Consider the following 12,369-nt stretch of genomic DNA (forward strand, 5'->3'; position numbering starts at 1 on the left):
TTGTCTCTCACAACGACAACTCAAACACTACTGTTCAGCCCATGCCCGATATCTTATCACTGTTACAATGCTTGCTACCGCAGATCAACGCGACAACCATGCGGCAATTTAACCAAATAATCCTGGCTATGTTAGCGATGAGCGGACGAGTCACAATGTTGGGGATCTCTCGTTGGGCAGGCACTGGTGGTAGTTATCGGACGATGTTGAGATTCTTTCATACAGTAATCCCTTGGGCGACGTTGTTTTGGCTATTTTTCCGCAAGCATTTATTCCGTGCGAATGAGGTATATTTGCTTGCAGGAGATGAAGTTGTAGTGAGTAAATCAGGTAAAAAGACTTATGGGTTGGATAGATTCTTTTCCAGCCTAGTAAGTAAACCAATATTAGGGCTATCTTTCTTTACATTATCATTAGTAAGTGTTGAACAAAGGCACTCGTTTCCGATTCAGATAGAACAGGTGATAAAGAGTGATGTAGAAAAAAGTAGCCCATTACTATCGCCAGAGGTAAAACCTCAAGAGAAACGTAAACGTGGACGACCTAAGCCAAACTGCTGTAACTAATGCTGTTAATCTAGCATTTTTTATGGTCAATTTATCTCATCATCTTCTCGCAGATTTTCGTCAACAGAATCCCGACTCCGGCATTATTGATCTTAAGGCTTACTACCGTGGTTTTCGATATGTTCGTGAAATGTTAAAAATGCTTCCCGAAATCCCTGAGCCTATTTTATTAACCCAGATTTTTGCCAAGCTTACTGCTTTAGGACGTATTCATCCCGTTTCCACCGGCGTTGAACCCTCCTAAATTGGCAGAGGTATTGCTATTAAGCAAGGAAATTTTAATTATGAAACGGAATCAAGCACAAACAGTCGTTGTAAGTCTCACTGGTACATTAGCAGCCATATCTATTGGGTACATTGGAGTACAAATTTTTGGCAGATATACAATGTACACGATTGCTACAGTCATGTTAGGGCTGGGTACTGGGGGAGCTATCGGTCAGGTTTTGGTGGAGAAAAAGCAGCAGCGAGTAGTACAAACAGAGTCAAAACAAAGATAGGAGCAATCAGATGGAGACTTCAAAAGTTGTCACTATCCCGAATCACTGGACATCACCAAAATACTCGTTAGGACAAAGAACCAAGCAGGGAGTGATTGTTGGGATTCAGTATTATCCACCCAATAATCTACTGACTGGCTTATATAACGAATCTTGGCGTTATGCTGTCCTAGATAAAAACGATTTTTCCGAAGTGTCACATCTTGAAGAGGAGAAAATTCATCTGGTTACACCAAGCGAATTACATGCTGAACTTCAAGCTGAGATTGAAGCGTATCAGCGTAAAATATTAATTCTCAAGCAACTGTTAGAAACAGTATCCAATGCTTAAGTCAGTATCCACGTACTAAGAAGTACATCTAATAATAGATGGCTTGATCAGAGTTAGAGCCGATTTTTTACAAAAGACGGCGATTCATCCCATATTGAAGGAATGGGATGAATCGCCGTTTGCCATCTTAGTCAATAGTATCGAGTGTACAAAAATCGTGAGGGATTCGTCTGATTACTAATAATTTATGCTACGGCTTCAACTGTTGGCATAAGTTACCAAGCTACTGGTTCCCCAAGATGGAAAAAACCACCACTGGGGCCATCATTCGGCAATATCGCTAATTCAACACCAGTTTTCGCGCCTGAGATGATGTCCATCATTGCACCTTCACCACCTAATTCCGTTTTTACCCAACCCGGATGAGCGCTATTAATCTTCACTGGAGTATTACGTAATTCATGAGCTAAGTGAATAGTGAATGAGTTAACCGCTGCCTTGGAAGCATTATAAGCAAATGGTTTGGAATCATAGATAAATGAATTGGGGTCAGAATGAAGTGTTAACGAGCCTTCAATACTCGACATATTCACAATTCGACCGCTAGGGCTATTCAATATTAACGGCAATGCTCGTTGAGTTAATTCTACTAAGCCAAAAAAGTTGGTGCTAAATGTCTGTCGAATAATGTCTACAGAAATAGAACTAGCATTACTGGTTAACCAATCACCATCTAAAAACACACCCGCGTTATTGATCAATACATCAAGCCTACCAAAAGAGTTACTAATTTGTTGAACAGCAGATTCAATTTGAGTACTATCAGTGACATCTAGGGCAATTGGGTGAGCTATTATTCCTTCGTTCTCCAAGTTACTCACTGCTGTTTTAGCTGCATCTAAACTACGAGCTGCTATCAGAATTGTCAATCCATGTTGTCCGAGTTGGCGACTCATTTCCAGCCCCAGACCTTTATTTGCACCAGTAATCAAAGCTACTTTGTTCTTTAGTTCGTCCTGCACCATGATTAAGCACTCCCGTGTAGTGATGAATTTAGATCACATTTCAGAACAAGATGTTTAAGCTGAGTTTAAATACTGGGTTAATCGTCCCACAAAGCCTAAATATTGAAAACCTAGAAGAAAGGCTAGGTTAGACAGCAAACACTTGTTTGCATAATCATCGACGTGATTTTGCGATTCGCTTTCGATCCCACTTTATAAAAAAGCCCAAAAACAGGGCTTTTTTTCATCCCTATTTTTTTTCTTCAACCCTGCCACTTCCTTTGTGACACCTATCCTATATAGCTTTGAGTGCTTTCAAGTGACACCAAGTCCATAATTGAACCATGCCGCTTTTTGTGACATTCCTTTAATAGCAAGGGTTCTAGAGTTTTACCCAATCTGGCCGCTTTCTGTGACATCTATACACAGTAAGGCTTTTAGATGTCACGGCAGACCTTGCTGCTTTTTTATGCCGCTTTGTGATCCGATGCGACAGTAAAATATAGATGACGTTTAAACCAAAATTCAGGCGGAGCAACCAAAAAAAACACCTCAGTTGCGGATCGCCTCCGGTGGGCAGTTATGCCATCGCTAAACTCTTGGTAATTCCCCGTTGTGTCTATATTTAAATATGGTATGAATTAATGCTCATTTCTGCTGATACCAAAATTCCTTTTCCACGCTCCCTAGTTTATGCTAGCTATCGTGACAAACTAGTTGAGCTAGTTCCCTATATGCCAAACGTGCGTCAGATCACACTTTTATCACGTAGGGAAGCGGGCAGTAATATTTATACTGTCAATGAATGGCAGGGTGGCAGTGAAATTCCAGCAGCAGCAAGAGTTCTGCTCAGTGAAGATATGCTTTCTTGGACAGAATATAATACCTGGAATCAGACAGATTTGACAGTTGAATGGCGTATTGAAACTCACGCTTTTACAGAAGCAGTTAAGTGTTCTGGCAAAAATCGCTTTTTGCAAGATGGTAATAGTACAGTAATTGAAAGCCGTGGCGAACTAGTGATTGACGCGAAACAAATCAAGGGAGTACCATTCTTCCTCACAAGTAGAATTGCTCATCTCGTTGAAGATTTTTTGGGGAAGAATGTACAACCAAACCTCGTAGCCATGAGCGTGGGAGTGCGCCAGTATCTAGAGCAAAATCCATTAGGTTGATATACTGCTTTTCAATCTAATGGCACACTTGTTCATTTGAAAGACTAGCGTTGGGCGGGGAGTAAATCAAACCAATCACAATTACGTTTTGCGTCGGGGTCTAAATCCTCGTCACAAAACGCGCTGCTTGATAGAACCTATGCAACTTAAACCACTGAATTACAGTAAATGTATTAAAAAAGCTAACTACTTACTATCCGTTCGCTATACTTGCTAACTCTAGCCATCGACTCAATTCCTTTTGGTTAATGATGCGTAACTTAGAGAAAGGAATACGGCGTTTAGATGCCCAACGGTACAGGGTTCGCAAAGTCACTTTGTAGCCTGTTTTTTCATAGAGATAGTCCGGTAATTCTCGCCCTAATAGTCGAAATTCCGGGTTTTCTAAATCAATGCCAAATTTGGAAAGTCGTTCTTTCTCTTTCATCAATAATAATGAAACGTCAGACAAAGAATACTTTTTGAAAGGGTTTTGACGTTTCAGATAAAATAATCCTAGTAAATAGCAGCACTCTTTGAGCTTGATTTCTCTCTTGTAAGGCTGAACGCCACATATTCTTAGGCAGTTACGCCAAGTTCTTTGACAAATATTCTTACCTAAAATATGTTCACAAGCTGTTTTCACCCAAGCAAGATTGTATGCTTCTTCAATACTTTGCATATTTTGTTGCTCCCTTTACTCAACAATGCCCAGGTTTAACCTGGGCGCGAAAATTACTCTTCTTCTCCCTGATTGGCAGCGTCGGGGGAAATTTTCCCTCTCAAGCGCTTGTTAATCATTCTCTTGTTACTGCGTTCAACATAAACACCAAAACCGTTTTCCCAAAATACACGGTGCAGTTCTGATAATTTCCATCCCTCAAAGTCGGCAAGTTCCTCCGCTTCTTCAAATAGTGCTGTTGGCACGTAAAGTTCAATCCGGGTCATTCCCTGTGCTTTCGTTCTAGGCATTGTTGCATCCATACTTAATCACCCAAATTATCAACTGATATTGCTTATGGGACAAGAAGCCGACAAATTTAAAAATATTGTTGGTTTCTTATATGTTACTTAGCTAAATATATTATATATTAGTGGTGTAGTAGCACATAAGAAGCTAAACTATGCGAAAAGTCAAAGAAATTTTGCTGGCTCAAGGTATCGAGTTCGATGACACAGATATTGTGTCTGCTGCATCAGCTATTGGCATGGATGTTGATAATTTGAATGATGCCGAAGCTCAAGAAGTGGCAATTCAAGTTGTACAAGCCAAGAAATCAACTGCCCTGACCACTGCTAATGGCAAGTCCAAAAATGGCAATGGTAAGTTAGGTAAAAACTCCCCACGTCGTAAATCCACTCCTCCATTGCAAGGAGCGATCGCTCATGCTTCCCAGGTTTCAAATCAAGAAATTCAATCCTTGGAGGATGTTCTCAACGTCGGGATTGATGCTTACACAACCGACAAAGCCGACCAGTTGTTATCAACAATTCGCAATGCTCCCAAGGATGTGGTGAGTAAGTTTGTCTCTAAGGCGATGGAGGAAGAAGCTGATGTAGACTCCTTTCGTGCAATCGGTAACGAACTCGTTGCGGGTATTTTCGGCATTAGCCCAACAAATGCGACCGAATAAATGGATTGGATTAGCAGCAGTACTGAATCTGCTGCTATTAACCCTCGTTTTGGGCGTGGCAATATATGGAGCAACAAGACCAAACCCATCGCAAAGCATTAAATATTCACCTGAAGAAGGACGGCGAATTGAGTCTGTCGGGGCTGACACTAGAAAACCTGACAACAGAAGAATTCCTGGTAGTCCAGCAAATTATTGATGAGTCGAGAGTGCGATCGCAATCGAATAGGCAGATTGAGGAATTAATGCAACGAGGGATGATGGCTCAAACTGCGATCGCAGCAATAACAGTATTGATGTTTTCGTTCATGGGGATATATGGCATAACCCGATATATCGGCTCACAAGTTCAACAAGTGCAAGAGAGTTATACCAATTTTAAGTAGTAGGGGAGAGAAAAGAATGTTAGGAAAATGGCTTCCTGGTTTATTTGGCGGGAAAGGTGATGGAGTAGTATCAACGGATTTAAGAGTTGGGGATGCTACCCAAATTGAGGGTAATCTCCCTTCATCAATCCGCGATCGCTACACATTGCCAGCTTACACTACAGCACAGCAAGTATTAGATGAGGCGGAAGTGGCTGGTACTTTGAAAGCACAGAAGTGGCTACATACAAAGTTTTCCCGCCACAAGCTCAAACAGTTGCAATCTCTGGCAGAAATGTATAAAAACCAGTTGGCATATTCTCAAGAAGCCATGAAGGTTGAGGAGGATTTGCAGCGAACCAGGGGATTACATGGGGAGGCGGTGATCCGTCATGCCTTTGGTTCCCAGGAACAGCAGCGCCAGTTGGGGGGATATGAGAAAGCGTTTGATGAAGTGGGTGATTCCTTCAGATTTTAAAAATGAAAATCATGACAAGAATTTGTGATATGCGTCAATGCAGTCAAGGAATTTGTTACTTAAACGAAGTTGGTGTTCAAAACTATGAATGCCCTCAGTTTGGGGTTTGCGTAGTCCTTTGTTTTTCAGACAATTGTGTTCGTATTGCTCAAATATTTAAGGATGTAGATAGAGCAACTTAAATTATGCAAATTAAGCTTTCCTTCGTTGGATATGCCGTCTCTGGAGTCGGGCTGTCAATGTTGATGGGGTTTCTCTGTGTTGCTAGCCCAGTCAGTCAATTCTTGGTGTGGATCATTGGCATGATTTGCATTTGCGGTTTGGCAGTTGGTTTCTTTAACTTTGCTGGCTTAGTCATCAAAGGATTTGGCTTTAACCGCAAGACTTTTACCATTGGGTTAATGCCTGGGGTGATATTCCTGTTTGTTTTTCTGACTTTAGTTTGTGCTGGTGTTGCGTTGGGGGTGCGATAGCAATGACATTTGAACTGGAACGACTAACTGCCAGTAGTGCCATTCATGCAGAACGGACTATTTTATGTTCTTTAGGAGCGAGTGCAGTGTTATGTTTGTCTGCTCCTTTTTTCTTAAATACAGATCGAATAACAACCGGAATCTTACTCGGCGCTGGGACGGTCAGTGCTGGCTTGTTTGGTATATCCGCCCAAATCAGCGAAAGTAAGGAAAAAGTTTACCAGTCTTTGCTAGAAGCTGACCTCAAAGCACTCAAACAGCATTTACAGGGTCAGGCAGCATACAATTATGTCACTACTGCGATCGCAGCTAAACGCCGAGTTGCTGATTATGTGAATCGGCTACCAATGCAAGAGCGCCCCCGGTGGATTGCTGAATATCAGTTGCAAGGGTTGGTTACACTCCCAGAACCACCAGCACAACAATCACCTTCACCGACTGGTATTCCCAATCCCGATATTGCTGACATTGATGAAGAATTTGTGCAGTCCGTGATTAATCCGGGTGCGATGAAAGTTCTGCAAGCGATCGCTGCTAATTATCCTGACTACATCAGAATTGATGATGCTTGGATTGATGAACTGTGTGATGCTGCATCTAATCAAAATATGACTCTTCGCAGCAATCACCATTTTTACCTTTCTGGTGGAACACAGTCTGGAAAGTCCACGCTGGCTGGGGTGATTATCAACAAAATTGCTGCAAAATCTCAAACACCAGCAATTGTGATTGGCAGCGATCCAAAAAATGATGTCACTAGATGGTTGTGCAAGTTTAGCCGTAAGTTTGACGGCATGAAAGAATTAAGAAATTGGCTCATCTTTGCCACAGACCAAATTGACAAACAGAAAGCAAGAGTATCAATTGTTGGTGGTGAATGTCAGGGTGTCCCGGAATTATTTCTTGCACAGGATGAAGTTGATAGTGTTTATGGTGGTGGCAAGGGACTTCCAGGAATGGTTGATGCTGATACTGCCAAAGATTTGCAGGGTTTTTGGAACTATATCATCAAATTCACTGCTGGACTTAAAGGACATGGGGTGTTTATGGGCCAGTCCCCGCTCTCTGGAGAAACCGGATTTAGTCGCCCGTCCTTAAAGAATGTCTGTTTTATTGCCACAGGGCAAACATCCTCTTATATTCTTGACCATCCCCAAGACTTTGTAAATGTCAAAAAAGAGATTTTGGAGATGTTACGCCAAGCTTGCGAACTACTAGATAAAGCTGGTGTACGTTATGCCTTAGTAATTCCCACTCGGTCTAATCCCTTCGTTGCCCTAATCCCGGAATTTGATATCAAAGGTCTGGAACAAAAACAGGATTCCAAACCGAATGCTGACACTGTTAATAGTTCTAAAAATAATCAGCAATCCTCACAGCAGCAGGTTGACTGGTACGAAGAAATTAGAAAATGGGCAACAGAATTAGGGAGAAAACCACATTTTCAGGAAATCAAACAGAAGTGGCACGAATTAACGGGGCAAGAGTTAAACGAAAAGGGAGTAACATTACTATTAGAAAATCTCGGCTACCCAGACAATTAAACTGGAATGCTCGATATGGTAATCCCAAAGAGTACAGAAAACAAGTAGCGATCGCTCACAGAAAAACTCACAATTATTGTGTCGTTTGCCTAACTAATAAAAGTGAAGAAATCCATCACGCTTACTACGGCAACGACATCATTGGTCAATCTACATTTCCTACGTGCTACCGTTGTCATCAAGAGATTTGTCATAGTCCAATCAACTGGATAAAAAGCCGTAGTAATCCTGTTTGGGGCAATCGTAATACTGACGAATTTATTACAAGATTGAGGCTGGGATATCAGTTACTTTATGGAGGAATCATTCTATGATTAAACTGCTACTAAAATATGCACCAGATTCAGTTGTAGATGCTGTGAATGATATTTCTTTAGCAGAACTGGACAAGCGAGGTTTAATAGTGTGGGCTGACGCAACGCCGCTAGAGCCACAAGCTGAAAACTCAGCATTTAATTTAGCTTCTCGTTTTACTGAAGTAACGCCTGATAATATATTAGAAATCTTCAAAACTATTGCTCAAATATACACTAGTTATGGCGACTGTTTAGCTCTCAAATACTTGATGGAATTTTCCGCAGAATACTTTGGTTTAATTGGAGTTGAATAAAATGTATAACGAATACGGCGATTTGAGTTTTGAAGAACAATTACACCTGACTGAATCCCTTATCAGACAGCGACATAATCAGCAGATGTTATTGCGCCGAAATGCTCAACTGTTGCAGCAGGAGTTAAGCTTTGAGGCTGAACTGTTAGAAGACAATCCAGAGTTAGCTCAGGTGATTCATTCTCTTAATATGCAGGAGATTCAGAGTAATCAGCAAGGGCTAGAAAATGTTTTATGCTCAGAAGGATTAGGGACAAAAGACCAAAGTGTTTGGAGTAAGTTTTTTCCGGGATTGGGAGGATGAATGAAAAATTTTGATATCAGAGATCGCCTCAGTTCATTAGTTAAACAAACAACTCAAGTCGGCATTGGGTTTTTAGTAATGCTATTGCTAACTGGTGGTCGTCCGCCTGCATTGGTAGTAAATTTAACTGCTTCTTTAAGTATTGTATTTGTTGCCTATAGTGAAGCACGAAGGCTAGCGAAGGGAAAGAATTAATCTTCAAAACATATCAGCGTTTGCCCTGTCAGCTATGTTAGTCAAGTCAATAGAAAAACGAGTTCAAGAATTAAATGGGAATTTAGAACTATCCCTAGATGATATTTTTTATACTGTCTGCCAAGAGTATAATCTGAATGCTGTGGTCATAGAAGAAGCCCTGGGGTGTAAATGTCCGTTTGCGCTGATTGGTTTTATCACCACATTAAAGTCAGCAGATCCAGGAAATTATATACAATACAAATACTAAAATGTCAGCCGATAAATTTCAGCAAGAGGCTCAATCAACTTTAGATATACCCTATCAATTAAAATTAACACGAAGCACTATTGGATTAATTGCAGATAATGGGACTTTACAGATTACATGGGAGAAGGATCTACTAACAGGGGAAATTCAATTTTCTCTGAAAGAGGATGAGAAAGTTTATATCATACAATATCAGACGAAAGGCTAAACCCAAAAATCAGTTGAGTATAGTTTGCTGTTATGGCTGTCTTTGGGGTGCAGTTATCGGAATTGCGACGTTGTTTATCAAGCCTAATGTTACTGTAGCGGCGATTGGGTTGGGTTTTACGGCTGGGGTGTCTGGGAAATTGCTGGTTCAAAAAGGGGAATAAATCATGGAACGCAGAATCAGGGGTATGAGTAGCATTCGCGCAGAAAACCGGGTTAATAGATATTACATGAGTAATACAAAGATTTTTAGAAGCTGAAACCCTTATTTTATCGTTGAGTAGTTACTCGATGATAAGTTTAAGTCAATGACCTTCATTATCGTCATAATCCTTACCTAATAAGGCTTTTAAGCTTAACCCGGTTTTCTGAGCCGATGATACTTGTGTGTTCGCAGATAAGATGAAATTTGAACAACGAAACTACACGGGTTTCAGCCGATGCAATTCGCACATAAAATGAAATCGATTGTGAAGCAAGGCTTTGAGCTAGCTAGCCAATTCGCGCATAAAGTGAAATTTTGCATCTAATCATGGAAAGTCAGGGTACTTTCTTCAATCTTGATGACAATTTATACCTAAATTCCTAAACTTTCTATAGTCAAGCTGCTTGGCTACCTATGGCACGGAGCGATCGCCTGGGGTAGGGCGTAAGCCTATTGCAATTCAAAAGTACGCTTTTAAAAGCATTCGGGCTGTCGTTAAATCAAAGTCGGAAAATTTCAATTTATGTGCGAATTGAATATTTGGCTCAAACCCAGACTCCACAATGAATTTCACTTTATGCGCGAATATAGTTACCTGGAACCCTTATAAATTCGTTGTCAGATTTTCATTTTATCTGCGAACCCACATACTCATACCCCTATTACGATTATTATTCTGATGCAGATTTATTTATATACTTAGACCTATTGACAAAACTTACTCACAACCTAATCTTTTCCTCTCTACATTTATTATTAATCGAATAAAAATAGTCACATTTTATACGGCTGATAATAAGTAAAAAGCTTTAGATAAGTAGTAAAATTTTAAGTGTTTTCTGATATGAAAATATGGTAATTTTACGGATAGTCAGTTTAGGGTTGCTTTTTGCTACCTTTCCAATGTTTTTGCTGCTAACCGGCAATGGTCGATTTTTGCTCAAATCGATGGTAGTGCAGATCAAGCAGGGAATTCGGAGTTTAAAAAATCTCAAATTATGGTCTTTTAATGACCAAGAGTCTCGTGGAGCATCATCTAAATTTCCAGTTGATCCAAAGCGTAAAAGGGGGGAATCTGGTTATGTAAAACCTAACGGGATAGTATCAAAACTTTCAAAAACTATAACAATTGCTGCGATCGTTGTGGCAGCAGTAATAGCTGGAAATACTGTATCTGCCCAGGTTACGGCGTTTCCACCTCTAGCTTCTCTCAAGACTGTTTCGGTTCCAGAGCCTGATAATCTTGGAGACTTTATAAAAGACAAAGTAGCCGCCATTAAGTTAGGAAAGGCTCTTTTTTGGGATATGCAAGTTGGTAGCGATGGAAAAACCTCCTGTGCTACTTGCCATTTCCATGCCGGAGCCGACAACAGATCAAAAAATCAGATATCTCCTGGTCTGATGCGGATCAACGCCGATGGCACAGAAAACCCAGATACGGTTTTTAATGTCGGCGGTGGGCCGAACTACCAGCTCAAGCCAGAAGATTTTCCCTTTCACAAGTTGTCAAATCCAAATGATCCGACAACAGTTGTGTCTGACCGGAATGATATCGCCTCCTCTCAAGGAGTTATCAATACTAAGTTTGTTGATGTAATACCGGGTAATGCAGAAGACCAAGTAACGCTTAAACCAGATCCCGTGTTTAACGTGGGAGGTATAAATGTACGTCGCGTCGAGCCACGTAACGCGCCAACTGCGATTAATGCAGTATTTAACTTCCGCAACTTCTGGGACGGTAGGGCGCAAAACATCTTTAATGGAGTGAATTCCTTTGGTTTGAGAGATTCTCATGCTTCTGTCGTGAAAGCACAGACTCCAAATCAGCTAAAATTTGTCAAAGTTAGCCTCAATAATTCGTCTTTAGCTTCTCAAGCAGTCGATCCACCACTTAGCTCGTTCGAGGAATCTTCTGATGGTCTTACCTTTCAAGAAATAGGTGATAAGTTCGGATCAATTGATCACAAATCCGCCAGCGTTAGCAAGGGCAAGAAACTCCCCAGAAAACTTGCTAAAAAGTTATTTCCTCTGAGACCGCTAGGGAAACAACTTGTGCATCCACAGGACAGTGTTTTAGGTACAGATAGCAGATGGCCTGAACCTGGACTGAGAAATAAAAGCTATGATCGCCTAATTCAAGATGCCTTCAAGCCGGAGTGGTGGAAGTCTAATCAACTCATTCAAATTGATGCTAAGGGTGTGAGAACTTTTGTTAAGAAACCGGATCGCTCTTTGGAAACCAATGAGTACAGGTTAATAGAGTACAACTTCTCGCTATTTTTTGGGCTGGCAATTCAAATGTACGAATCTACGCTCATCGCTAACGATACCCCACTTGATCGCTTCTTGGAAGGAAACACCACTGCCCTAACTGGGCAACAGCAACGGGGGAAACAACTGTTCGAGGGTAAAGCTCAATGCAACCTTTGTCATAATGGGGCAGAACTTAGCAGTGCTTCTGTGAGTTCTGTGCAGAAACAAAGGATTGGGATTCTTAAGATCCCTAATTTGAGCAGATTCGTCTTTGACAATGGCTTTTTCAATATCGGCATCAGACCGACATTAGAAGATGTTAGTGTTGGAGGTAATGACCCATTTGGGAATCCGCT

Annotated in this window: 17 protein-coding genes and 1 pseudogene; 15 read left to right on the top strand and 3 right to left on the bottom strand. The window is 41.0% G+C overall.

The window, feature by feature from the left end; genetic code table 11:
- Positions 1–41: 41 nt before the first annotated feature.
- The 3 genes and pseudogenes from V7K61_RS10465 (at position 42) to V7K61_RS10475 (ending at position 1,397) form a co-directional block, all read left to right on the top strand.
- Positions 42–810 (top strand): annotated as a pseudogene (locus V7K61_RS10465) (transposase).
- Between the two features lie 40 nt (positions 811–850).
- Positions 851–1,066: a hypothetical protein gene (locus tag V7K61_RS10470; protein ID WP_335053269.1), complete on the top strand. Its 216-nt coding sequence runs from the start codon at positions 851–853 to the stop codon at positions 1,064–1,066.
- Between the two features lie 10 nt (positions 1,067–1,076).
- Positions 1,077–1,397 carry a hypothetical protein gene (locus V7K61_RS10475; protein ID WP_335053270.1) on the top strand — a complete coding sequence of 107 codons (321 nt, stop codon included), beginning with the start codon at positions 1,077–1,079 and terminating at the stop codon, positions 1,395–1,397.
- Between the two features lie 215 nt (positions 1,398–1,612).
- Here V7K61_RS10475 and V7K61_RS10480 read toward each other — a convergent pair whose 3' ends face one another.
- Positions 1,613–2,362 (bottom strand): SDR family oxidoreductase, encoded by a 750-nt coding sequence (locus V7K61_RS10480; RefSeq protein ID WP_335053271.1) that lies wholly within the window; start codon positions 2,360–2,362, stop codon positions 1,613–1,615.
- A gap of 623 nt (positions 2,363–2,985) precedes the next feature.
- On the opposite strand from V7K61_RS10480, the gene V7K61_RS10485 reads away from it, so the two are divergent.
- A complete protein-coding gene (locus V7K61_RS10485) occupies positions 2,986–3,516 on the top strand; it encodes a hypothetical protein (RefSeq protein ID WP_335053272.1) in 531 nt (176 codons plus the stop codon).
- Between the two features lie 193 nt (positions 3,517–3,709).
- Here V7K61_RS10485 and V7K61_RS10490 read toward each other — a convergent pair whose 3' ends face one another.
- Positions 3,710–4,177: a DNA-binding protein gene (locus V7K61_RS10490; protein WP_335053273.1), complete on the bottom strand. Its 468-nt coding sequence runs from the start codon at positions 4,175–4,177 to the stop codon at positions 3,710–3,712.
- Between the two features lie 53 nt (positions 4,178–4,230).
- Positions 4,231–4,467 (bottom strand): hypothetical protein, encoded by a 237-nt coding sequence (locus V7K61_RS10495; RefSeq protein ID WP_258169772.1) that lies wholly within the window; start codon positions 4,465–4,467, stop codon positions 4,231–4,233.
- A 152-nt stretch (positions 4,468–4,619) separates the two neighbouring features.
- Between V7K61_RS10495 and V7K61_RS10500 the strand changes: the two genes are divergently transcribed.
- The 11 genes from V7K61_RS10500 to V7K61_RS10550 form a co-directional block, all read left to right on the top strand.
- Complete coding sequence (locus tag V7K61_RS10500; protein WP_335053274.1) at positions 4,620–5,129, top strand: hypothetical protein; 510 nt, start codon at positions 4,620–4,622, stop codon at positions 5,127–5,129.
- A 65-nt stretch (positions 5,130–5,194) separates the two neighbouring features.
- Complete coding sequence (locus tag V7K61_RS10505) at positions 5,195–5,515, top strand: hypothetical protein (protein ID WP_335053275.1); 321 nt, start codon at positions 5,195–5,197, stop codon at positions 5,513–5,515.
- A gap of 16 nt (positions 5,516–5,531) precedes the next feature.
- Positions 5,532–5,972, top strand: coding sequence for a hypothetical protein (locus V7K61_RS10510; protein WP_012412917.1), 441 nt, complete (start codon positions 5,532–5,534; stop codon positions 5,970–5,972).
- A gap of 185 nt (positions 5,973–6,157) precedes the next feature.
- On the top strand, positions 6,158–6,445 hold the full coding sequence (locus V7K61_RS10515) for a hypothetical protein (protein WP_335053276.1): 288 nt from the start codon (positions 6,158–6,160) through the stop codon (positions 6,443–6,445).
- A 2-nt stretch (positions 6,446–6,447) separates the two neighbouring features.
- Complete coding sequence (locus tag V7K61_RS10520; protein ID WP_335053277.1) at positions 6,448–7,989, top strand: hypothetical protein; 1,542 nt, start codon at positions 6,448–6,450, stop codon at positions 7,987–7,989.
- Positions 7,990–8,299: 310 nt separating this feature from the next.
- A complete protein-coding gene (locus V7K61_RS10525) occupies positions 8,300–8,599 on the top strand; it encodes a hypothetical protein (protein ID WP_335053278.1) in 300 nt (99 codons plus the stop codon).
- A gap of 1 nt (position 8,600) precedes the next feature.
- Positions 8,601–8,903, top strand: coding sequence for a hypothetical protein (locus V7K61_RS10530; protein WP_335053279.1), 303 nt, complete (start codon positions 8,601–8,603; stop codon positions 8,901–8,903).
- Positions 8,904–9,098, top strand: coding sequence for a hypothetical protein (locus V7K61_RS10535; RefSeq protein ID WP_335053280.1), 195 nt, complete (start codon positions 8,904–8,906; stop codon positions 9,096–9,098).
- 34 nt (positions 9,099–9,132) lie between these two features.
- Positions 9,133–9,348 (top strand): hypothetical protein, encoded by a 216-nt coding sequence (locus V7K61_RS10540; RefSeq protein ID WP_335053281.1) that lies wholly within the window; start codon positions 9,133–9,135, stop codon positions 9,346–9,348.
- A gap of 1 nt (position 9,349) precedes the next feature.
- Positions 9,350–9,556 (top strand): hypothetical protein, encoded by a 207-nt coding sequence (locus tag V7K61_RS10545; protein ID WP_335053282.1) that lies wholly within the window; start codon positions 9,350–9,352, stop codon positions 9,554–9,556.
- Positions 9,557–10,612: 1,056 nt separating this feature from the next.
- The coding region (locus V7K61_RS10550) for a cytochrome c peroxidase (RefSeq protein ID WP_335053283.1) at positions 10,613–12,369 on the top strand (1,757 nt) is incomplete at its 3' end.

The organism is Nostoc sp. (genome assembly GCF_036918015.1).
In the GTDB taxonomy this organism is placed as follows: Bacteria; Cyanobacteriota; Cyanobacteriia; order Cyanobacteriales; family Nostocaceae; genus Nostoc.

Bases quoted from the DNA above. Each gene is read 5' to 3' on its own strand.
- V7K61_RS10470 (WP_335053269.1), top strand. From the start codon at position 851: ATGAAACGGAATCAAGCACAAACAGTCGTTGTAAGTCTCACTGGTACA.
- V7K61_RS10475 (WP_335053270.1), top strand. From the start codon at position 1,077: ATGGAGACTTCAAAAGTTGTCACTATCCCGAATCACTGGACATCACCA.
- V7K61_RS10480 (WP_335053271.1), bottom strand. From the start codon at position 2,362: ATGGTGCAGGACGAACTAAAGAACAAAGTAGCTTTGATTACTGGTGCA.
- V7K61_RS10485 (WP_335053272.1), top strand. From the start codon at position 2,986: ATGCTCATTTCTGCTGATACCAAAATTCCTTTTCCACGCTCCCTAGTT.
- V7K61_RS10490 (WP_335053273.1), bottom strand. From the start codon at position 4,177: ATGCAAAGTATTGAAGAAGCATACAATCTTGCTTGGGTGAAAACAGCT.
- V7K61_RS10495 (WP_258169772.1), bottom strand. From the start codon at position 4,467: ATGCCTAGAACGAAAGCACAGGGAATGACCCGGATTGAACTTTACGTG.
- V7K61_RS10500 (WP_335053274.1), top strand. From the start codon at position 4,620: ATGCGAAAAGTCAAAGAAATTTTGCTGGCTCAAGGTATCGAGTTCGAT.
- V7K61_RS10505 (WP_335053275.1), top strand. From the start codon at position 5,195: ATGGAGCAACAAGACCAAACCCATCGCAAAGCATTAAATATTCACCTG.
- V7K61_RS10510 (WP_012412917.1), top strand. From the start codon at position 5,532: ATGTTAGGAAAATGGCTTCCTGGTTTATTTGGCGGGAAAGGTGATGGA.
- V7K61_RS10515 (WP_335053276.1), top strand. From the start codon at position 6,158: ATGCAAATTAAGCTTTCCTTCGTTGGATATGCCGTCTCTGGAGTCGGG.
- V7K61_RS10520 (WP_335053277.1), top strand. From the start codon at position 6,448: ATGACATTTGAACTGGAACGACTAACTGCCAGTAGTGCCATTCATGCA.
- V7K61_RS10525 (WP_335053278.1), top strand. From the start codon at position 8,300: ATGATTAAACTGCTACTAAAATATGCACCAGATTCAGTTGTAGATGCT.
- V7K61_RS10530 (WP_335053279.1), top strand. From the start codon at position 8,601: ATGTATAACGAATACGGCGATTTGAGTTTTGAAGAACAATTACACCTG.
- V7K61_RS10535 (WP_335053280.1), top strand. From the start codon at position 8,904: ATGAAAAATTTTGATATCAGAGATCGCCTCAGTTCATTAGTTAAACAA.
- V7K61_RS10540 (WP_335053281.1), top strand. From the start codon at position 9,133: ATGTTAGTCAAGTCAATAGAAAAACGAGTTCAAGAATTAAATGGGAAT.
- V7K61_RS10545 (WP_335053282.1), top strand. From the start codon at position 9,350: ATGTCAGCCGATAAATTTCAGCAAGAGGCTCAATCAACTTTAGATATA.